14 protein-coding genes and 1 pseudogene are annotated in these 19,782 nt (G+C 65.0%); 7 read left to right on the top strand and 8 right to left on the bottom strand.

The window, feature by feature from the left end:
- Position 1 precedes the first annotated feature (1 nt).
- From DM450_RS10030 to DM450_RS10020, 3 genes are all read right to left on the bottom strand, one after another.
- A complete protein-coding gene (locus tag DM450_RS10030; protein ID WP_142634479.1) occupies positions 2-1,021 on the bottom strand; it encodes a DUF6976 family protein in 1,020 nt (339 codons plus the stop codon).
- Complete coding sequence (locus DM450_RS10025; protein ID WP_142634477.1) at positions 993-1,208, bottom strand: hypothetical protein; 216 nt, start codon at positions 1,206-1,208, stop codon at positions 993-995. The genes DM450_RS10030 and DM450_RS10025 overlap by 29 nt, the downstream gene beginning before the upstream one ends.
- A 100-nt stretch (positions 1,209-1,308) precedes the next feature.
- A complete protein-coding gene (locus DM450_RS10020) occupies positions 1,309-2,721 on the bottom strand; it encodes a glutamate ligase domain-containing protein (protein WP_142634475.1) in 1,413 nt (470 codons plus the stop codon).
- Positions 2,722-2,774: 53 nt separating this feature from the next.
- Between DM450_RS10020 and DM450_RS10015 the strand changes: the two genes are divergently transcribed.
- The 4 genes from DM450_RS10015 to DM450_RS10000 all read left to right on the top strand — a co-directional run bounded on the left by DM450_RS10015 (position 2,775) and on the right by DM450_RS10000 (position 5,966).
- On the top strand, positions 2,775-3,602 hold the full coding sequence (locus tag DM450_RS10015; RefSeq protein ID WP_142634473.1) for an LD-carboxypeptidase: 828 nt from the start codon (positions 2,775-2,777) through the stop codon (positions 3,600-3,602).
- 77 nt (positions 3,603-3,679) lie between these two features.
- Positions 3,680-4,615 (top strand): ACP S-malonyltransferase, encoded by a 936-nt coding sequence (gene fabD, locus DM450_RS10010; RefSeq protein ID WP_142634471.1) that lies wholly within the window; start codon positions 3,680-3,682, stop codon positions 4,613-4,615.
- A gap of 117 nt (positions 4,616-4,732) precedes the next feature.
- Positions 4,733-5,497 carry a 3-oxoacyl-[acyl-carrier-protein] reductase gene (gene fabG / locus DM450_RS10005; RefSeq protein ID WP_142634469.1) on the top strand — a complete coding sequence of 255 codons (765 nt, stop codon included), beginning with the start codon at positions 4,733-4,735 and terminating at the stop codon, positions 5,495-5,497.
- Positions 5,498-5,501: 4 nt separating this feature from the next.
- On the top strand, positions 5,502-5,966 hold the full coding sequence (locus DM450_RS10000) for a GNAT family N-acetyltransferase (RefSeq protein WP_142634467.1): 465 nt from the start codon (positions 5,502-5,504) through the stop codon (positions 5,964-5,966).
- Here the strand turns inward: DM450_RS10000 and DM450_RS09995 are convergent.
- Positions 5,963-6,238 carry a hypothetical protein gene (locus DM450_RS09995; protein ID WP_260609762.1) on the bottom strand — a complete coding sequence of 92 codons (276 nt, stop codon included), beginning with the start codon at positions 6,236-6,238 and terminating at the stop codon, positions 5,963-5,965. The genes DM450_RS10000 and DM450_RS09995 overlap by 4 nt on opposite strands.
- A gap of 389 nt (positions 6,239-6,627) precedes the next feature.
- On the opposite strand from DM450_RS09995, the gene dnaN reads away from it, so the two are divergent.
- Positions 6,628-7,746 carry a DNA polymerase III subunit beta gene (dnaN, locus tag DM450_RS09990; RefSeq protein WP_142634463.1) on the top strand — a complete coding sequence of 373 codons (1,119 nt, stop codon included), beginning with the start codon at positions 6,628-6,630 and terminating at the stop codon, positions 7,744-7,746.
- Between the two features lie 87 nt (positions 7,747-7,833).
- On the opposite strand, the gene DM450_RS09985 is transcribed toward dnaN, so the two are convergent.
- From DM450_RS09985 to DM450_RS09975, 3 genes and pseudogenes are all read right to left on the bottom strand, one after another.
- Entirely contained in the window at positions 7,834-9,903 is a 2,070-nt protein-coding gene (locus tag DM450_RS09985; RefSeq protein ID WP_142634461.1) for a putative bifunctional diguanylate cyclase/phosphodiesterase, read from the bottom strand.
- Between the two features lie 168 nt (positions 9,904-10,071).
- Positions 10,072-10,377, bottom strand: a pseudogene (locus tag DM450_RS09980) (TlpA family protein disulfide reductase); the annotation flags it as partial.
- Between the two features lie 5 nt (positions 10,378-10,382).
- Positions 10,383-11,702, bottom strand: coding sequence for an FAD-dependent oxidoreductase (locus DM450_RS09975; protein ID WP_142634459.1), 1,320 nt, complete (start codon positions 11,700-11,702; stop codon positions 10,383-10,385).
- 227 nt (positions 11,703-11,929) lie between these two features.
- On the opposite strand from DM450_RS09975, the gene DM450_RS09970 reads away from it, so the two are divergent.
- Both DM450_RS09970 and lepA read left to right on the top strand, forming a co-directional pair.
- Positions 11,930-14,701, top strand: a complete 2,772-nt coding sequence (locus DM450_RS09970) for an EAL domain-containing protein (protein ID WP_260609760.1) — start codon at positions 11,930-11,932, stop codon at positions 14,699-14,701.
- 66 nt (positions 14,702-14,767) lie between these two features.
- Entirely contained in the window at positions 14,768-16,570 is a 1,803-nt protein-coding gene (gene lepA / locus DM450_RS09965) for a translation elongation factor 4 (RefSeq protein WP_142634457.1), read from the top strand.
- Positions 16,571-16,688: 118 nt separating this feature from the next.
- Here the strand turns inward: lepA and DM450_RS09960 are convergent, their stop codons facing one another.
- Positions 16,689-19,514: a TonB-dependent receptor gene (locus DM450_RS09960; protein WP_142634455.1), complete on the bottom strand. Its 2,826-nt coding sequence runs from the start codon at positions 19,512-19,514 to the stop codon at positions 16,689-16,691.
- Between the last annotated feature and the right edge of the window lie 268 nt (positions 19,515-19,782).

The following is a 19,782-nucleotide window of genomic DNA, read 5'->3' as shown; positions in this document are numbered from 1 at the left end:
CTCAGGCCTTGCGGACCAGAACCATCGTCTGGTTGAGTAACTGATAGGCAATTTCGCCGAAGGTAACCGGACCTGCGGCGCCTCCGATGGCGACCCCCTCCAGTTTTCCGAACAGAAAATTGAGAATGCAGTTGCATGACCACAGCGCGTCGTCGGTGGCGCGTGTCGCCAGAGCCTGACGGAATGCCTGGGCATAGTCGCCGACCGGACCGGCAAAGGCATAGTCGACGCCCGGAAAGACCGGGGCGTAGAGTTCGACACGCCCTTTTGCCGTGTCGACGGACTTGAGCGAGGCGTTCACTTTTGCGCCTCCGAAGTCGCCGACCAGTGGAAGGTCGCCGCCCTCGCGGCCGCGTTCGACCACGTAGTCGCAGAAGCGTTTGCGCTGTCCGTTCACCTGGCACCATTCGGGCGTGAAGCCGGTTTCCTCGAAATGGATGACGTCGCCGCCGTCCGGCCCGAAGATATTGACGATCTCGAGCAAGGCGTCGGTATCGTCGGTGAAGGTGACATGGGCAACGGCAACCGCGTCGCTGAGCGCCTTGCCGGTGCGCCCATCGTAGACGAAGGCCTGAGCGCCGGGCTCGGCCAGGTCGAAGCCCGCAATCCAGCCGATCGTCGGGCGCATGAACGCCATCGGATACGAGGCTGCGTTCTTCGCGAATTCGGTATGGCAACTCGATCCGGCGGGGATGACGGCGAGGGCAAATCCCTGGTCCGGTGCCTCGCCCGAGATGCAGGCGAGTTCGTGGGCGCTGTAAGTGCCGATCGAGACATCGCCGATCGCGGCGAGATCAGTGACGAAGACTTCCTTGTCGGAAATCACCCGGCCGCCGGACTCTGTCATGAAGTAAGGAGACGTGCCTCCGATCCAGTTGCCTTGCGGTAGGGCGTCGAGCGCGGCCTTGCGGCCGGCAAGGCTGAGGCGGGCACCGGCGCGGATCATGTCGGCGACGGTATCGAGAGGCATCAGGCCGTTGACGGTCGTTCCGTCACAGACGAGCGAGCTGGGCGACTTCATTTGCAAGCGAACGCTCCCACTTCTGGAAATAGCTGTAGATCTCGGTGGCTTTGGTGGCGGGTGGATCCTTGCTGAGTTCCAGCCGCTTGATCAGCATCTGGGTGCCAAGGTGGCTCGTCTGAATGCGCGACAGCCCTCCACTGGCCAGGCGCGCCCAGACCGGAGAATTCGACGCAGGTAGTGACATGACCGCTCCCGATCGTTGGTTGCGGCACGATTGGTAACCCGGCGGTTGCTAACCGCGGGTTCGGGCTGGATCGGGACTTGTGCGGAGCTTGGCGGTCAGTTCACGGCAGGCGCGCAAGCAGGTCCTTCGCGAAGACCGTCAGCGTGTCGTCGCGCGCACCCATCACCACGATACGGTCTCCTGGCCGGGCGATCTGGACGATGCGCTCCGCACAGTCCGCGCGCGAGGGCACGTGTTCGGCTTTCCCGCCGTCCTCCTCGATCAGGCGCACGATCCGTTCGCTGCCCTCGGAACGGTCAACCGTGCCGCCGAAATAGACCGGATCGCACAGGATCGTCATGTCGTCCGGCCCCAGCTTGCTGGCCAGCACCTCAGCCAGTTCTTGGCCCATCTGCTTGAGCGGGCCGTAACCATGCGGCTGAAAGAACGCGATCACCCGGCCGGGATGGGCCTTGAGTGTGGCCAGCGTGGCCGAAACCTTGTCCGGGTTGTGGCCGAAATCGTCGATCACCGTCACGCCGGAGGGCGAGGTGCCGACGATGTCGAACCGGCGCGCCAGCCCGACGAAGCAGCCCAGCGCCTCGACCGCCTCGGCCACCGAAACCCCGGCGGCATTGGCCGCGGCGATTGCTGCCAGGGCGTTGTAGAGGTTGTGGCGACCCGGCACTTTCAGCGCCAGCGCATGCGAAGTCCCGTCGCGGCGATCCAGTACCGTGGCGGTCAGCGAAGTCGGCCCTTCGGCCACATCGCTCGCACCGATCTGCGCATCCGCCGAGGCAATGCCGAAGGTCACCAGCGCGCTGGCGTGCGGGGCGAGGGCGGCGGTCTCCGCATCGTCCAGATTGATCGCGGACACGTCCGCGCGGCCAAGGAAATCGCCGAAAAGCTGGCGCAGTTCCTCAAGGCTCTTGTGGTCGAGGCTGACGTTGCCCAGCACCGCCACCTTGGGGCGATAGAGCGCGATGGAGCCATCGCTCTCGTCCACTTCCGACACGAAGACCTCGCCCTGACCGACACGGGCGCTGGCGAAAGGCGCATCGGGGCTGGCGAAGTTCTTCATCACCGCGCCGTTCATGATCGTGGGATCACGGCCTGCATGGGTCATGATCCAGCCGGTCATGCCGGTGACGGTCGATTTGCCCGAAGTGCCGCCGATGGCAATTCCGAAAGGGGCGGCGTTGAATAGAGTGGCAAGAAGCTGCGCACGGCTCATGCGCGGGCAGCCGAACTCTTTTGCGCGCACCACTTCCGGCACCGTGTCTTCCACGGCGGCCGAGGCAACCAGTGTCTGCTCGGTGCCGGTGATGCCGCTGCCGTCCTGCGGGTGTAGTTCGAAGCCAAGACTTTCCAGCCAGGCGAACTTCTCGGGCGTGCGGCCCTGATCGCGGCTGCGGTCCGACCCCGCGACCTGCGCGCCATGTCCCTTCAGGATCAGTGCGAGCGGCAGCATGCCCGATCCGCCGATGCCGCAGAAGAACCAGGGGTGTGAAGTGAGATCGTGATCGGAAGTCATGACGCTTCGGTATGCGGCCTTGTTCGTCCTGACAACCTCGATAGGAAGGAGACATGACCCGTATCGCAGTTTGTGCACCGTCCACCCCGATCACCCGCGAGGATGCGGAGGCCGTCGCCCTCCTGGCCACTGCCGAGTTCCCCGATGTGGAGCTTGTGATCCACGACCAGTGCTTCGAAGTGGAAGGCCATTTCGCTGGCAGCGACGCGCGGCGGATCGCGGCGCTGGTGGAATGCGCGAACGATCCCTCGGTGGATGCGGTGTGGTTCGCGCGCGGGGGCTATGGTGCGTGCCGGGTGGCGGAAGCGGCTATCGGCAAGTTCACGCACGATGCGCAGGCGAAGACTTTTCTGGGCTATTCCGACGCTGGCTATCTGCTGGGCGGCCTCTATCGTGCGCGCATCGGCAAGCCCGTGCATGGTCCGATGCTGGCCGACATCCGGCGTGAGGGCGGCGCGGAAGCGGTGCGCCGCGCGCTGCGCTGGATGACCGGCGATGCCTCGGGCGTCGAACCCTCGGGCGACGATCACCCGCGCGTGGCCTTCAACCTGATGACGCTGGCGATGCTCTGCGGCACCCCGCTGATGCCGGGGCTGGCCAAGCATGTCGTGCTGGTCGAGGAGGTGTCGGAGTACCTTTATGCGGTGGACCGGCTGTTTTTCCACCTCACCGCGCACCTTGGGGGCGTGGCTGGCCTGCGTCTTGGCAGGGTCAGCGACGTACCCGAGAATGACCGGCCGTTCGGTGTGGAGGCTGAGGAAATCGCCCGCCACTGGTGCGCGCATCACTCGATCCCCTATCTAGGTAGCGCAGACATCGGACATGACGCGATGAACCGGATTGTTCCCTTCGGACTTGCCGAGCGGCCTCAAGGTCAATAACGCGCCGCGCCACATACAGAGATTCACAAACCGGCAGGGCGCAGTTGCAAGCGCGCCGGACAAAAGGAGCCGCCAAGATGCGTGCATTCGTTTTTCCCGGACAGGGCAGCCAGAAGGTCGGCATGGGCGCCGAACTCGCCGAAGCCAGCGCCGTCGCGCGTGAGGTCTTCCAGGAAGTGGACGAGGCGCTCGGCCAGAACCTCTTCCGCGTGATGACGCAGGGCCCCGAAGAGGAGTTGACCCTTACCGAAAACGCCCAGCCGGCGATCATGGCCAATGCCATCGCCGTCCTGCGCGTGCTGGAGAAGGAAGGCGGCATCTCGCTCGCCGACAAGGCGGACTTCGTCGCCGGTCACTCGCTGGGTGAATATACCGCGCTTTGCGCCGCCGGTGCCTTCAGCCTTGCCGACACCGCACGCCTGCTGAAGCTGCGCGGCCAGTCGATGCAGGCGGCCGTTCCGGTCGGCCTTGGCGCCATGGCGGCGCTGCTCGGCGCCGATATCGAGAAGGCCGCCGCGCTGGCCGAGGCTGCAGCCGAAGGTCAGGTCTGCACCGTCGCCAACGACAACGACCCCACGCAGGTCGTGATCTCCGGCCACAAGGATGCCATCGAGCGTGCCGTCGCGCTGGTGAAGGACCACGGGATCAAGCGCGGCGTGCTGCTGCCGGTCTCGGCCCCGTTCCACTGCCCGCTGATGCAGCCCGCCGCCGATGCCATGGCGGAGGCGCTCGCCAAGACCCCTCCGGGCAGCCTGCACGTGCCGCTGTTCGCCAATGTCACCGCCTCGGTCGTTACCGATCCCGCCGAAGTCCAGCGCCTGCTGGTCGAGCAGGTCACCGGCCGCGTCCGCTGGCGCGAAAGCGCGATCGCCATGCGCGAGGCGGGCGTCGAGACGTTCGTCGAACTGGGCGGCAAGGTGCTCGGCCCGATGATCAAGCGTTCGGCCGGTGAGGTGGAGGTGATCTCCGCCGTGACCATGGCCGAGATCGAGGAACTGGCAAAGGGCCTCTGATCGGGGCCCTGATCGGCGTGCCGGGCTTGACCCGGAGCCCTCTAAGGTTTGAAGAAAGGCCCCGTCCAGCGGGCCGTCGCCGCCGTTCAGGCAGGCGATTCACGGAGATTTGAAAAGATGTTCAACCTCAATGGAATGACCGCCCTCGTCACTGGCGCCTCGGGCGGCATCGGCTCCGCCGTCGCCCGCGCGCTGGCCGCGCAGGGCGCGCGCCTTGCCATCTCGGGCTCGAACGCGGACAAGCTGCGCGCCTTCCGCGACGAACTGGACGAGCACACCCCGCAGCATCTGCAGGACGTCGACCACGTCGCCATCGCCTGCAACCTGGGCGATGCCGATCAGGTGGAGAAGCTGGTTCCCGCCGCGCTCGAATCGCTGGGCAAGATCGACATCCTGATCAACAACGCCGGTATCACCCGCGACAACCTCGCCATGCGCATGAAGGACGAGGAGTGGGATCAGGTCATCAAGATCAACCTCGAATCGACCTTCCGCCTGATGCGCGCCGTGACCAAGCCGATGATGAAGGCGCGCTTCGGCCGCATCATCAACGTCACCTCGGTCGTCGGCACCACCGGCAACCCCGGGCAGATGAACTACTGCGCGGCGAAGGGCGGCATCACTGCCATGTCGAAGAGCCTCGCGCAGGAACTCGCCAGCCGTAACGTCACCGTGAACTGCATCGCGCCGGGCTTCATCCGCACGGCGATGACCGACGTGCTGCCCGATGCGCAGAAGGACGCGCTGAACGGCCGCATCCCGATGGGCCGCATGGGCGAGGGCGAGGATATCGCCGCCGCCGCCGTGTTCCTGGCCTCGAAGGAAGCGGGCTACGTCACCGGCCAGACGATCCACGTCAACGGCGGCATGGTGATGATCTGAGGCCATGTCGGGTGCCGTGGGGATCGTGAAGGTCGAAGCCTGCGATCCGCGCGGTCCCGATGCCGCCTCAGTGATAGAGCGCCTCTCCGGGGCGCTCGTCACCCTCACCGGCGACGGTGGTACGTCGTCGTTCGATCCGACGGATGTTCTCGTCCCCCGCGCGCTGTTCGTCATCGCGCGGGTGGGGCAGGGCGCGGTGATCGGCTGCGGTGCCTATCGGCCGCTTGAAGGCGATGTGGCCGAAATCAAGCGCATGTATGCCGAGCAGGGTTGCGGCGGGGCGATCCTCGCCCATCTCGAAGCGGCGGCGCTTGCCAATGGCTACCGGGCAGCGTCACTTTCCACCCGGCGGGTGAACGCGCGTGCGGTCTCGTTTTACGAACGGCATGGCTACAGCGAAATCGCGCCTTACGGCCGTTATGCGGATCGGCCGCAATCGATCTGTCTCGGGAAGATGCTCAGGCCCTAGTCGCGAACGGCGCCGTCGGCGTCGACGATCCTGGCGCCCAGCTTTCCGGCGATGTCCCGCGCGACGGCGAGGATCGAGTGTCCGTCCGGCTCGGGATCCGGCGCGCTGAAGCTGATGGTGCCGTTGGGCGACCACCAGAGTGCCCGCAGCCAGCCGTCATAGCCGTCACGCCACACTTCCACGTCGCCGCCGCGATTGGGCATCACCACCCATTCCTGCGTGACCGGATTGAGTGCATTGGCGTCGCCCTCGGCCAGTCTGACACCGTCCATGCCCGTGACTGCCTGCCTCCATTCGGGCAGGGTTATCGGCTTGATTTCGCCGCTCTCATCCTTGCGTTCAATGCGCAGACCGTAAGACAAGTCGTTAGCCTCCCACGATTTCGGGGGATTGGAGGTGCAATGCAGCATGCTCTGCACTGACGCTCAGGGCAAGCGGAAGGTGCTGCGAAGGCGATATCGGGCCTTCTTCGTGCGGCAAGGCGGGCGAACGAGCGGAAATCGCGCGAGAAACCCCCGATTTATCCCCAGATTCGCCGGTTCCAGGCCATTACTCGCTTGCCGCAAGCCTTACGTTCGTTAGAGATATTCGTCCTGAAATTCGGGATTGTCCGTGTCATCCGGGCGTCCCAAGCCCGACCTAAGGGGGACCTGAGGCTGACATGAAGGCCACCATCGAACGTTCCACGCTCCTGCGCTGCCTTAGTCACGTGCAGTCCGTCGTCGAGCGGCGCAACACCATTCCCATCCTCTCGAACGTGCTGATCGAGGCATCGGGCACCGGCTCCCTGCGCATCATGGCGACTGACCTCGACTTGCAGGTCGTCGAAACCCTCGGCGCGGTTTCGGTCGAGCAGGCCGGCGCCATCACCGTTTCGGCGCACCTCCTGTTCGACATCGCGCGCAAGCTGCCCGATGGCAGTCAGGTCAGCCTTGATGCCGCCGACAACCGCATGGTCGTGAAGGCCGGTCGCAGCCGCTTCCAGTTGCCAACGCTGCCGCGCGACGATTTCCCGGTCATCGCCGAGGGCGAGCTGCCGACCAGCTTCGAGATCCCCGCCGCCGTGCTGGGCCAGCTGATCGATCGTACGCGTTTCGCGATCTCGACCGAGGAAACGCGCTACTACCTCAACGGCATTTTCCTCCACGTCACCGACGAGGAACTGAAGGCCGCCGCGACCGACGGTCACCGCCTGGCCCGCTTTACGCTGCCCCGTCCCGACGGTGCACAGGGCATGCCCGACGTGATCGTGCCGCGTAAGTGCGTGGGCGAACTGCGCAAGCTTCTGGAAGAAGCGCTGGACACCAACGTTCTGGTGGATCTCTCTGCCAGCAAGGTGCGCTTCACGCTGGGCGGCGAGCACGGTGTGGTGCTGACCAGCAAGCTGATCGACGGCACGTTCCCGGACTATACCCGGGTGATCCCGACCGGTAACGACAAGCTGTTGCGCATCGATCCCAAGAGCTTCTTCGAAGGCGTCGACCGCGTGGCGACCATCGCCACCGAGAAGACCCGCGCCGTCAAGATGGCGCTGGAGCAGGACCGCGTGACACTGTCGGTCACTTCGCCCGACAACGGTACGGCTGCGGAAGAAGTTCCCGCGGACTATTCGGCCGATGGCTTCGAGATCGGCTTCAATGCCAATTATCTCAAGGACATCCTCGGTCAGATCGACGGCGACACGGTCGAACTGCACCTTGCCGATGCCGGCGCCCCGACGCTGATCCGTCAGGACGACAAGAGTCCGGCGCTCTACGTGCTGATGCCGATGCGCGTCTGACTTCGCTGAACCGCACACGAAAAAAAGGGCCGGGACGTAAGTCTCGGCCCTTTTTTGTTCGGGGGGATTGTTCGCGTCGGCGCGGGGTCAGGCGACCGCGCTGCGCCCATCACCCGGCTGCGCGAAATAGGCCGGAACGTCGTCTGCCTCGATCGGCTTGCTGTAGTAGTAGCCCTGGAGGTGGGTGCAGCCGGCGTCGAGGGTGGCGTCGATCAGGTGCTCCTCGCTGATCCCTTCGGCCACCACTTCGGCGCCGACATGGCGGGCCATGGTCACGGCTGCTTCCAGCACGGCCATCGAGGCCGGGTCTTGGCCGAGATCCATGACGAGGCTACGATCCAGCTTCATGCGGTCGAACTTGAAGCTCTTGACCATCGAGAGCGACGAATAGCCGGTGCCGAAATCGTCGAGCGCGATGCGGAAGCCGAGGTTGCGCAAGAGGTTCAGCGTCAGCAGCGCACGTGTGTTTCGTTCGATCGAGAGTGATTCGGTGACTTCGAGGAACAGTCGCTGCGGGGCGATGCCATGGCGGCTGCAGGCATCGAGCAGGAAAGCACTGAAACCGTCATGCTGGAGTTGCAGCGGCGAGAGGTTCAGGCTCATCGTCATGCCTGGCCAGTGGGCGAAGTCGGCCAGCGCACGCCGGATGATCCATTCGCCCAGGCGCACCATCTGTCCGCTGCGTTCGGCGGCGGGAATGAAGGTCGAGGGCGGCACTTCGCCCAGATCCGGGTGGTGCCAGCGCACCAGTGCCTCCACTTCGCCGCCGCCCGCCGTGCCGGCTACGGCGTGGATCGGCTGGTACACCATGCGCAACTGGCCCTGTTCGAAGGCGCCTTCGAGATCCTTTTCCAGCGCCCGGTCGACGGCGCGCTCCTCGGCCATTTGCGGGGCGAAGCAGGTGGCTGCGTTGCGGCCGCTTTTCTTGGAAACATAAAGCGCCATGTCCGCCTGACGGAGCAGTTCGTCGATATCGACCGTGGGGGTGTCGCCTCCCGCTTCGGCAACACCAATCGAAACCGTGATTGCCACTGAATATTCGCCGAGACTGAAGGGTGTGCGCATCGCGCCTGTGAGGCGCGCGGCGAGCGAATAGGCGGTTTCGTCGTCCTCCGGCTCGATGCAGATGGCAAACTCGTCGCCGCCCACGCGTGCAACGATGCCGGTCTCGCCCAGTGCTGCCTTGAGGCGCGCGCCGATCAGGCGAACCAGATCGTCACCGGCGGCGTGGCCGTAGTCATCGTTGATATGCTTGAAGCGGTCGATATCGACGACCATGCAGGCGAAACGGCGGTGCGGCGCGGCACTGAACAGCCAGGCAACGTCTTCCTGGAAGGCGCGGCGATTGGGCAGGCCGGTTGCTGGGTCGCTGAAGGCAAGGTTCTTCACGGCCTTGGCATTGCGCCGGAAGGTTTCCAGCGGGCCGGAAAGGTCCTGCAATTCCTTGAGGCGGAACGAACCGATGGCGATGTCGAGGTCGCCGTCCGCAAGGGCTTGCAGGGATCGGTGCATGCGCCGGATCGCGGGAAGGATGTTGCGGAGCATGTCGAGCAGCACCAGCGAAACGATCAGGATCGTCACCAGGCCGGCGCAGAGCACCAGCAATTGCCAGCGTGCGGCCGATGAGACGAGGCGCTGCTGCGCGGCCTCGCGGTCGGCGTGGGCCCGCTCGACGATACGCTTGGCCAGTGTGGCCATCGCGTCGTTGCGCGATTCGATGCGGGCGACGAGCGCCCCCCCATTGTTGGTGCCCGATTGGACCTGCATGATCGCGGCGACATGGCGATCGAGATCGGCAAATGGATCGGCCGCTTCCGGCAGATCGTAGAGTGCCATGCCGCTGTTGCGCAGCTTGCCCAACCGGTCGCCGATGGCCATGGCAGCATCTGTCAGTTCGTTGCCGGTATCGTCGTTGGCGGCAAGGCCGCGGTTGGTGGCCATGCGCAGCTTGCCGACCGCTTCGGCAAACTGGTCGGCGTTTTCGGCAATCGCCGAGGCGTGGACAAGCGCGTCACCATCGTGTCGCAGTCCGAAGGCCTCGCGCTGGGTCACCACCTGCAGAAGCACGCTGGCCACGACGATGAGTGCGAGCGCGCCGACCAGGCGCGTTTCCAGCGACGCGAAGAGCCGGCCTATCGCCGGTTTGAAGGAGGACATCAAAGCACCCGAATTCCTTGCAGGCCCGGACGTGGTGTTTATCTTCCGGTGCCTAATCTGAAACGAGCGGGTGCCTAGGCTAAAACTTCTAATAAACTAGAATAATTAGAGAAATTTATTTTCCGAAACTGTCATGAAGATGTAATAATTTTTGGAGTTGAGACTGCGTCAGTTCGGCGCTGGTTCGTTGAGCGGCGGCACCAGCACGGCGTTAAGGTCGTCGAGGTCGAATGCGCCGGCCTTGGCATAGCGAACCTTGCCGGCGCGATCGATGATGAAATTGGTGGGTACGCCGGTGAGCGGTCCGTAGGGGCCTTTGATGCGCTTCACGGCCGGGATCGCCATGGTGTTGAACAGGGTCTTGAGGCGGTAGGCCGGAAGCGAGCCTTCGGTGGTGATCGCGAAGACGCGCAGGCCGTGCTTGCGCTGCAAGGCATAATAGTTGTCCAGAGTCGGCAGTTCGGTGCGGCAGGGCCGCGTTACTGTTTTCCGGCAGCCTCGATCATGCGTTCGACTTCCACGAACTTTTCGCGCGGAGAGCCGGTTCGTGCATTGGCGATCTCGGCTTCGTCGATCTTCAGCCAGTCCGCGAATTTGACGTAGTCTATCCCGCGCCGGGCGGCGAGGGCGTCGAAACCGGGACGGCCGGGCTTCCCGGAATCGCCGGTGAGGTCGGCGGCGATCTTTTCGGCGATGGCGAAGCCGTCCGGGCGGTTGGTGCCGATGGTCCCGGTGGGGCCGCGCCGCGCCCATCCCACGCAGTAGAGGCCCGGCGCGATCCGTCCCTCTGTGTTGGCGAAGCGGCCGAGGTCGTGGTCGTAGGGCACGTCGGGGATCGGCGAGGTCTGGTAGCCGATGCAGGAGACCACGAGGCCTGCGGGGATGCGGTAGGTTTCGCCGGTGCCGATGGCCTTGCCATCTTCCAGCCGCGTACGCTCGACCTCGACCGCCTCGACTTTGCCTTCGCCAAGGATGGCGCGGGGAGCGGCAAAGAAGTCGAAGTCGATCTCGACCTCGCGCTCTGTGCAGGGGGCGGTGCCGGGTTCGGGTATCTTGCTAAAGGCGCGCAGATGGCCGACCGCCTTGCGTTGTCCGGCCTCGAGTGCGGCATCGGCACGTTCGGGCGGCAGGTCGGCGGCATCGACATGCGGGCACGCGCGCGAGAGGTGGGCGATCTCACCCAGTTCCTTGGCCGTCATGGTGATCTGATGTGGTCCGCGCCGACCGAGGATGACGATTCGGCGCACCCGCGATGCCGTTAGTGTTTCAAGTGCATGGGTGACGATGTCGGACCCCTCGAACTCCGTCTGCGACTTGGCAAGGATTCGCGCGACGTCGAGTGCGACATTGCCGTTGCCGATCACCACGGCGGTTCCACCGGAAAGGTCGGGTGCCAGCGAGGAGAAGTTGGGATGGCCGTTGTACCAGCCGACAAAGGCGGCGGACCCGAAAACGTTGGCGAGGCCGTCGCCCGGCACGCCGAGCTTGCGGTCGCCCGGCGCGCCGGTGGCCAGTACGACGGCATCGTAGAGGTCCTGGAGTTCGCCGATGGTGACGTCGCGGCCGATCATCACGTTGCCGACAAAGCGTACGTTGTCGGTGAGCGCGGTGGCCTCATAGCGGCGGGAGACGCCCTTGATCGACTGGTGGTCGGGGGCGACGCCGTTGCGGATCAGTCCGAAGGGTACCGGCATGGCATCGAAGATGTCGACCCGCACATCGTCGCGCCACTGCCTGAGCGCCGCTTCCGCCGTGTAGTAGCCGGCCGGACCCGATCCCACGATTGCGATATGTCGCATGGACTTGCTCTCCCTCGATGGGGTGCACCGGGCGTGAACCCCGTCATGTCTCAGGCAAACATGCGGCAGCCCGTTCGGCAAGCAAAAACGGTGTCGGTCCGTCGTGTTCGGCGTTTGGAGAGTGGTGTTGTTAGGGTTTGTCGGCCCCAGCAAATTCAGTGTTTCTGCGGTAAGGGACCATGCGGGGGTTAACCCTTTTGAAATGGCCGGCAGTCCATAGCGGACGCATGGTGGATATGGGTTCCAGGCGGCAACGGCATACCGTTCGCAAGGGTGTGCCGGGCGCGGGCGCAACCGAGCGTGCGCGTGTCGGCAGCCCCCGTGAGCCCCATTGCGATCCCGAAACGGCCGCGCCCGAAAGGAGTTTCGGCGATCGGGATTCCGGGGGCACGGCCGCCCGTCCGCGTGGTTTTGCTGATAACTTTGCCTTCCTGCGCCCCATGGGCGGGGCCAGCGATCCTCTGTTCTATTTTGTGCCGCGCCGCTGGGAGCTGATGGCTCCGGCGATGATCGGCGTCATGGCGGTGATCGGCGCGGTGTCCGCCCAGGCGCCCGGCCTGCTGGTCACCGCACTGGTGCTGCTGGCGGCTATCGGTTGCCTCGCCGCACCTTGGCTCTCCCGATTCGAGGAGCGCTGCGATCCGGCGAGCTGGCTGCGCTATCCGATCATGCTCCTGGCGATCGCGGTGCCGATGGTACTGTTCGGCCATGCCATCGGCACCTGGGCCCCGGCGCTCGATGGTGCCTTGACGGTGCAGGGACTGGTGTTGCTGGTCCTGCTCGCCACGGTGCTGCTCGAAGGTCGGCTGACCGCCACGGTGGCGGCGACGGTGGCGCTCTGGTGCGGTGCCTCGATGGCAAGTGCGTGGATCGAATCGCTTGTCCTGTTGGCGTGCGGCAGCGGCACCGGCCTTGTCGTCGCGATGCGGCAGGTGCGCCTGGCCGCCGCCGAATCGGTGCGCCGGGGCGAGCAGGAGATGCGTCAGCACCGGGCCGAGGAACTGCTCGGCGAATATGAGGAAACCGGGCAGGGCTGGTTCTGGGAGACTGACCGGCGCGGTGCCATCACATACGTTTCGGCGCCGATCGCGGGGCTGCTGGGGGCGGCCCAGTCCGAAGTGGTGGGGCGGCCGTTCAACAGCCTCTTCCATCTCGAGATCGGCGGCCAGGAAAGCGAACGTACGCTGGCTTTCCATCTTGCCACCCGCTCTTCGTTCCAGGACCTTACCGTGCGCGCCGCGACGGCGGAGGAGGAAGAGCGCTGGTGGTCGATCTCGGGCCGTCCGGTGCTCGACCAGTTCCACAATTTCCTGGGTTTTCGCGGCTCGGGTACCGACCTTACCGAATCCCGCAAGTCGCAGCAGCACGTAACCCAACTGGCGCGTTTCGATTCGCTGACCGGGCTGGCCAACCGTTTCCAGATGGCGGAATGGCTGGAGAAGATCCTCACCTCGCCGCGCCTCGAAAGCCGGGCCTGCGCGCTGTTCCTGCTCGATCTCGACCGTTTCAAGCAAGTCAACGACACCATGGGGCACCCGGCCGGCGACGAACTGCTCAAGCAGGTTGCCGAGCGGCTGACCCATTCCGTGGGGGCGATGGGGCGCGTGGGGCGTCTCGGCGGTGACGAGTTCCAGGTCCTGCTGCCCGGCCATCACCAGCACGAAGGCCTTGCCCATCTTGCGCGCCGGGTGATCGAGAACCTGTCGCAGTCCTACACGATCGACGGCGTGCGGGTGACCATCGGAGCTTCGGTGGGCATCTCGCTCTGTCCCGATCACGGCGTCACTGCCGAGGAAATCGTGCGCAACGCGGATCTTGCCCTCTATGCGGCCAAGGGTGGCGGGCGCGGACGCTATTACTTCTACGACGACGACCTGCATTCCGATGCCAAGGAGCGCCAGCAACTGGAGCAGGATCTGCGCGACGCCATCGCGGCGGGCGCGCTGGAACTGCACTACCAGCCACAAGTGCACACCACCACCGAGCGCATCACCGGCTTCGAGGCCTTGCTGCGCTGGAAGCATCCGCGCCACGGCTATCTGTCCCCGGCCAAGTTCGTGCCGGTGGCCGAGGAGACCGGGCTGGTCGCCGAGATCGGCGAATGGGCGCTGCGCCGCGCCTGCCGCGACATGGCGGGCTGGCCGGGTGAGGTGCGGGTCGCGGTCAACGTCTCGCCGTTGCAGTTTTCGAACCCGGATCTGCCCAAGATCGTCAAGCGGGCGATCGCCGACGCCGGCATCTCGTCCTCGCGGCTGGAACTGGAGATCACCGAAAGCGTGTTCCTGGGCGAGGACAAGTCCACCGAGGACATGTTCGCCGCGCTCAAGGGCGTGGGCGTGCGGCTGGCGCTCGACGATTTCGGGACCGGCTATTCCTCGCTCGGCTATCTGAAGAAGGCGCCGTTCGACAAGATCAAGATCGACCAGAGCTTCGTGCGCGGCGCCACCATCGAGGGCAGCCGCAACGGCGCGATCATCGCCTCGATCGTCAGCCTGGCCGAAGCGCTGGGCATGGAGACGACCGCCGAAGGTGTCGAGACGCTCGACGAACTCGATCTCGTCCGACTGCTGGGATGCAGCCATATCCAGGGCTACATCTACGAGAAGCCGCTCAATGCGGAAGGCGTCATCAACCGCCTCGGACACGGGATGGGAGCGGTTGCCACGGGGCCACGCTCGGCGCGGGCGCCGCGACAGACGATGCTGCGCAAGGTCGTGCTCGAGCACGGCGGCCATATCTACCATGCCACGATCCGCAACGTCTCGCAGACCGGCGCGCTGGTGGAAGGCCTGTGGAACGTGCCGGTGGATACCTGCTTTGCGCTTCATCTGGCCGAGGACAACGTCGTTCTCGCCACGGCGCGCTGGTGCCGGGAGGATCACATGGGGGTCGAATTCGGCACCCCGCTGGAGCTTGACCCGCACGGTGCCGTGCAGTTCACGCCCTCGCGCACGCGCTTCGAGCCGGCCGAGGTGGGGCCGCTCCGCAAGGTCAGCTGACGGGCGCTCGAAAATGCGCGCAGAGACGCATTTTCAAATGGTCCAAGCGCTGCTAACGGCGCAACCATGACCGAACTCGCCCAGATCCGTAATTTCTCGATCATTGCCCATATCGACCACGGCAAGTCGACGCTTGCCGACCGCCTGATCCAGCGCACCGGGGGCCTCTCCGACCGCGAGATGAGCGCGCAGGTGCTCGACAACATGGATATCGAGAAGGAGCGCGGCATCACCATCAAGGCGCAGACCGTGCGCCTGAACTACACGGCTTCCGACGGGATCACCTATGAGCTGAACCTGATGGACACGCCGGGCCACGTCGACTTCGCTTACGAAGTCAGCCGCAGCCTTGCCGCCTGCGAAGGCGCGCTGCTGGTGGTGGACGCCGCGCAGGGCGTGGAAGCGCAGACGCTGGCGAACGTCTACCAGTCGATCGAGCACGACCACGAGATCGTGCCCGTCATCAACAAGATCGACCTGCCTGCCGCCGAGCCGGAAAAGGTGCGGAGCGAAATCGAGGAGGTCATCGGCATCGATGCTTCCGAAGCCGTGCTGGCTTCCGCCAAGTCGGGCATCGGCATCGACGAGATCCTCGAAGCCGTGGTCGCCAAGATTCCGGCACCCAAGGGTGATCGCGCAGCGCCGCTCAAGGCCATGCTGGTCGATTCCTGGTACGATCCCTATCTTGGTGTCGTCATTCTGGTGCGCGTGATCGACGGCGTCATCAAGAAGGGCCTGAACGTCAAGTTCATGCAGGGCGGCACCGAGCATCTGATCGACCGCGTGGGCTGCTTCACGCCCAAGCGCATCGACCTGCCTGAACTCGGCCCTGGCGAGATCGGTTTCATCACCGCGCAGATCAAGGAAGTGGAGCAGGCCAAGGTCGGTGACACCATCACCACCGTGAAGCAGGGTGCCACGCAGGCGCTGCCGGGCTACAAGGAAGTGCAGCCCGTGGTGTTCTGCGGGCTCTTCCCGGTCGACGCCAACGACTTCGAGAAGCTGCGCGAATCGATTGGCAAGCTGCGCCTGAACGATGCCTCTTTCAGCTTCGAGATGGAATCGAGCGCGGCGCTGGGCTTCGGCTTCCGCTGCGGCTTCCTTGGCCTGCTGCATCTGGAAATCATCCAGGAGCGCCTGAGCCGCGAGTACGACCTCGACCTCATCACCACCGCGCCTTCGGTGGTCTACCGCCTGACGATGACCGATGGCACCGTGAAGGAACTGCACAACCCGGCCGACATGCCCGATCCGGTGAAGATCGACTTCATGGAAGAGCCGTGGATCAAGGCGGTGATCTATACGCCGGACGAATACCTCGGCTCGATCCTGAAGCTCTGTCAGGACCGTCGCGGTATCCAGAAGGACCTGACTTACGTCGGCGGCCGCGCCCAGGTTACCTACGAACTGCCGCTCAACGAAGTGGTGTTCGACTTCTACGACCGCCTGAAGTCGATCAGCCGTGGCTATGCCAGTTTCGACTACGAGCAGATCGGCCTTCAGGAGGGTGACCTCGTGATGATGAACATCCTCGTGAACAATGAGCCGGTCGACGCGCTGTCGATGATCGTGCACCGCGGCCAGGCCGAACCGCGCGGCCGCGCGCTGGTGGAGCGTCTGAAGGAGCTTATCCCGCGCCACATGTTCAAGATCCCGATCCAGGCTGCCATCGGCGCAAAGGTGATCGCGCGCGAGACGATTTCGGCGATGCGCAAGGACGTGACCGCCAAGTGTTATGGCGGCGACATCACGCGCAAGAAGAAGCTTCTGGAAAAGCAGAAGGAAGGCAAGAAGCGCATGCGTGAGTACGGCAACGTGCAGATCCCGCAGGAAGCCTTCATCGCCGCCCTTCGCATGGGCGAGGAGTGAGGTTTCAGCCTCGCTGCTTTCCGGCAGATTGAGAAAAGGGCAGGGGAGCGCGGCTCTCCTGCCCTTTTTCATTGCTTTCGACGTTGAAGAAGGAAGCGGGATCCCGCTTCTCCTTGCCTCAGAAAATGCGTCGCACCGACAGCAGTACCGTCCGGCCCATCGGGTCGAGATAGTCCTTCTGGTAGGCATAGGGCGTCGCGCCGGTGGCGTCGGTCACGGTCTGGCGCGTGTCGAACAGGTTCTCGATCGACAGGCTGACGCGCGTGCCGCGCGCCCAGGCCTTGCCGCGGAAGCGGTTCTGCAGGTTCGCGAAAAGGCGCAGGTCCAGCGTCGCCAACGACGAGAAGTGGAGATCGCCGGTCGAGGAGGACAGGCTGTCGCCGTTGACCCTGGTCGCGCTTTGCCAGTTGCCTTCCAGGCGCATGCCAAGGCCGTTGTCGACCACGCCCAGGCTGGCGGTGACCTTGTGCTGCGGTGTCGAACTGCCGGTGACGGTGCCGCCATGCAGCAGGTCTATGGTCTCGCCGTCCTCGGTGAGCTGCACGTCGGAGCACAGCACCCAGGTATGGTAGACCGAGGCGAGCAGGCGCGCGCCATTGTCGCTGCCGCCCGAGAACCCGCGTCCGCCGCGTCCACCCGGACCACCGAACCCGCCGGGGCCTCCCGGTCCTCCAGGACCGCCGGGGCCACCACCGGGAGGCGGGCCGAAGCCGTCTGGCGGAGGTCCGTCGCGGAAACCGTCCGGCGGCGGGCCATCGGGCGGGAAACCGCCGGGGGGCGGTCCGAAGCCACCGGGGCCTTCCTGTTCGCGCTGGCCGTTGACGGTGATCTCGTTTTCGCCGCCGGGCTGGCCCGGTTGGCCTTCGCCCTGCGGCGGCTGGCCGGAGGTTTCGTTCGTGGGACGTTGTCCGCCGGTTTGGCCGTTCTGCTCGCCATTGCGGCGCCCGCCCCACTGGCCGTTTTCGCCGGGGCGAGCCCATGCCGGTCGTTCCGGGCGCTTTGGCTTGCGTAGCTGGGTGGAGAAGTTGAAGCCCCAGCGCACCTGCTCGGTGCGCTGCATGTAGACGTTCACCGGGCGCGAATCGACGCTCACCAGCGTGCCCGAGGCGTCGCGGATGAAGCGATCGGGGAAGGCGTCCTCAAGGTCTTCGGTCACGCCGCCCACGCTCATGATGGCATTGCGGTTGCGGCTGTTGACGTAGCTGGCGCTGAAATTGAGCTTGGGCTCGTCGAGGATCTTGGCCGTGACGCCCAGCTTGAAGCTGTGACGGTCGTCGGCCTTGAGGTTCGGATTGCCGCCGGTGACCGAGGTGACCAGCACCGACTCTCCGGTCACATAGTCGTAGACGCGCTGGTTGGTGGTGGTGATCACCGGGCCGCTGAGCTGGGCGACGGTCGGCGCGCTGCGGTCCTCGTTCACGGCGGCGATCACGGTAACGCCGGTTACGGGCGTCCAGTTGAGCCCGTAACCGAAGGTGCCGAGGGTGCCGTAGTCCGACACCTGGGTGATGCCGCCGTTCAGGTTGAGGCTCAGCGTGCCGATGGCGCCGAGTACGCCTTTGCTGCGGCTGGTCAGCGGAATGTCGACCGAGAGTTTGGCGCTGCCGTTGGTGCGGTTGGCGTCGCTGTCGGTCGCCGCGCCGTTCTGGATCGTGCTGGAGGATTGCGAGGTGAAGTCGCCGCCCAGTTTCAGGCTCACGCCCATGTCGCCGGCGGGCAGCTTGAGCAGCTTGCCGAAGATCAGCGCGCTGGCGCTGCCGGTGTCGGTGTTGGACTTGGCGCGGGTGGTAAGCATCGAGCCGAGAAGAGTGGGCGAGAGCGTGCCATAGGGATCGACATCGGGGTCGCCCGCATCGAGCGCGGCCTGAAGCGTGTCGAGATCGTAGCCGGTCTCGTTGCGGGTGTCCGACTCGCTGTGGTCGTAGCTGCCGATGACCGAGAGCTTCCAGCGGCTGGACAGGTCCACGTTGAGCGTCGTCCCCGCCGAGACATCGCCGGAATTGCTCGCCCGGTTGAGCGGATCGTTCGACAGATAGCGCGTGAAGCTCGAATCCGAGCCGCCCGAAAACGGATTGCTCGCCGGAATCGTCAGTTCCCCGTCGGCAAGGCCGCCCAGCGAACGGCTGGTCTTGTAGGTGCCCTTGACGTTGAACGAGATGTTGGCCGAGCCGCCCAGATCGTGCGCAAGGCTGGCCGCCATCGCGTAGTTGCGGGTGGATGCCTGCAAGGTACGATAGGAGCGCTCGTCGGAAAGGCCGCCGGCTGCGGTCACTTCGCTGTCGGGATCGGCGGTGATGTTGCGATCACTTTCCAGGATCGCGGCCTGCGAGGTGATCTTGCCGGTCAGGTTGAGCCGGTCGTTGTCGTGGATCCTGGTGTAGGTGAAGGCGCCGTTGCCCTGGCCGCCCCCGCCCTTGGTGGACATGCCGCCCTCCAGATTGGCTACGCGCGACTGGAAGCGCCGTTTGAGGATGATGTTGACCACCTTCTGCTGCGCGTCGTAGCCGTATTTGATCGCCACTTCTTCGGGCAGGATGTCGACCCGCAGCACCGATTCCACCGGCAGGTCGCCGACTTCGTTGACGCCCGAGACACGCTTGCCGTTGACCAGAACGACCGGTCCGCTCGATGAATCCCGCCCGGCGATGCTGGTGGTCTGGTCGGCGATTTCGTCGAGCAGGTCGCTGATGGAATCGACGCCGTAGGAGGCGATTTCGCCCTGGCCGATGCGGTTCTCCGGAGGAATGTCGCCGATCACCGCGCCGGGAACGGCTTGTCCGGTGACGATGATCTCGTCGGCGGAACCGGAGTCCGCCTCCGCGCCGTTGCCGGAAGTCGTCGCACTGCCTTTGATGCCTTTCCCGGCGGAGATGGCCGGGCTCGCTTGTTGAGCAAAAACAGCTGCCGGCAGAACGAACCCGCTAGAGGAAAGCAGCAGATACATGGCGCCGCATCGGCCCCGGGTTCTTCTCAGGGCTGCAGGGGCGAGGATGCGGGCCGGGGCAGGCGACGTTGCGGGGGATGGCGCACGGGAGGTGGCGCGGAATGGTGCAAGGAGTAGGCGCGGGCTGCTCATCACTCTGGGCTAGATGCCGCAGTGCGGCGGGCAAATCCTCGAATGGTAAGAAATTGTATTGGCCGTGCCGGTTCTTGTGACATTTGCACGACCGGGCTGTGCAGGCGTCGTCTGTGCACGGCATTTTCTGCAAACG

The sequence above is a fragment of the Sphingomonas sp. IC081 genome, from assembly GCF_006874585.1.
Lineage (GTDB): Bacteria > Pseudomonadota > Alphaproteobacteria > Sphingomonadales > Sphingomonadaceae > Novosphingobium.
Note: the sequence above shows the minus strand (reverse complement) of the source record. Positions and strands in the feature narration are given on the sequence as shown.

Coding starts and splice junctions, on each gene's coding strand:
- DM450_RS10000 (WP_142634467.1), top strand. CDS start 5,502: ATGTCGGGTGCCGTGGGGATCGTGAAGGTCGAAGCCTGCGATCCGCGC.
- DM450_RS09960 (WP_142634455.1), bottom strand. CDS start 19,514: ATGTATCTGCTGCTTTCCTCTAGCGGGTTCGTTCTGCCGGCAGCTGTT.
- DM450_RS09975 (WP_142634459.1), bottom strand. CDS start 11,702: ATGCGACATATCGCAATCGTGGGATCGGGTCCGGCCGGCTACTACACG.
- DM450_RS10025 (WP_142634477.1), bottom strand. CDS start 1,208: ATGTCACTACCTGCGTCGAATTCTCCGGTCTGGGCGCGCCTGGCCAGT.
- DM450_RS10020 (WP_142634475.1), bottom strand. CDS start 2,721: ATGACTTCCGATCACGATCTCACTTCACACCCCTGGTTCTTCTGCGGC.
- DM450_RS09985 (WP_142634461.1), bottom strand. CDS start 9,903: ATGTCCTCCTTCAAACCGGCGATAGGCCGGCTCTTCGCGTCGCTGGAA.
- DM450_RS10030 (WP_142634479.1), bottom strand. CDS start 1,021: ATGAAGTCGCCCAGCTCGCTCGTCTGTGACGGAACGACCGTCAACGGC.
- fabG (WP_142634469.1), top strand. CDS start 4,733: ATGTTCAACCTCAATGGAATGACCGCCCTCGTCACTGGCGCCTCGGGC.
- DM450_RS10015 (WP_142634473.1), top strand. CDS start 2,775: ATGACCCGTATCGCAGTTTGTGCACCGTCCACCCCGATCACCCGCGAG.
- dnaN (WP_142634463.1), top strand. CDS start 6,628: ATGAAGGCCACCATCGAACGTTCCACGCTCCTGCGCTGCCTTAGTCAC.
- DM450_RS09970 (WP_260609760.1), top strand. CDS start 11,930: ATGGTGGATATGGGTTCCAGGCGGCAACGGCATACCGTTCGCAAGGGT.
- lepA (WP_142634457.1), top strand. CDS start 14,768: ATGACCGAACTCGCCCAGATCCGTAATTTCTCGATCATTGCCCATATC.
- fabD (WP_142634471.1), top strand. CDS start 3,680: ATGCGTGCATTCGTTTTTCCCGGACAGGGCAGCCAGAAGGTCGGCATG.
- DM450_RS09995 (WP_260609762.1), bottom strand. CDS start 6,238: ATGGACGGTGTCAGACTGGCCGAGGGCGACGCCAATGCACTCAATCCG.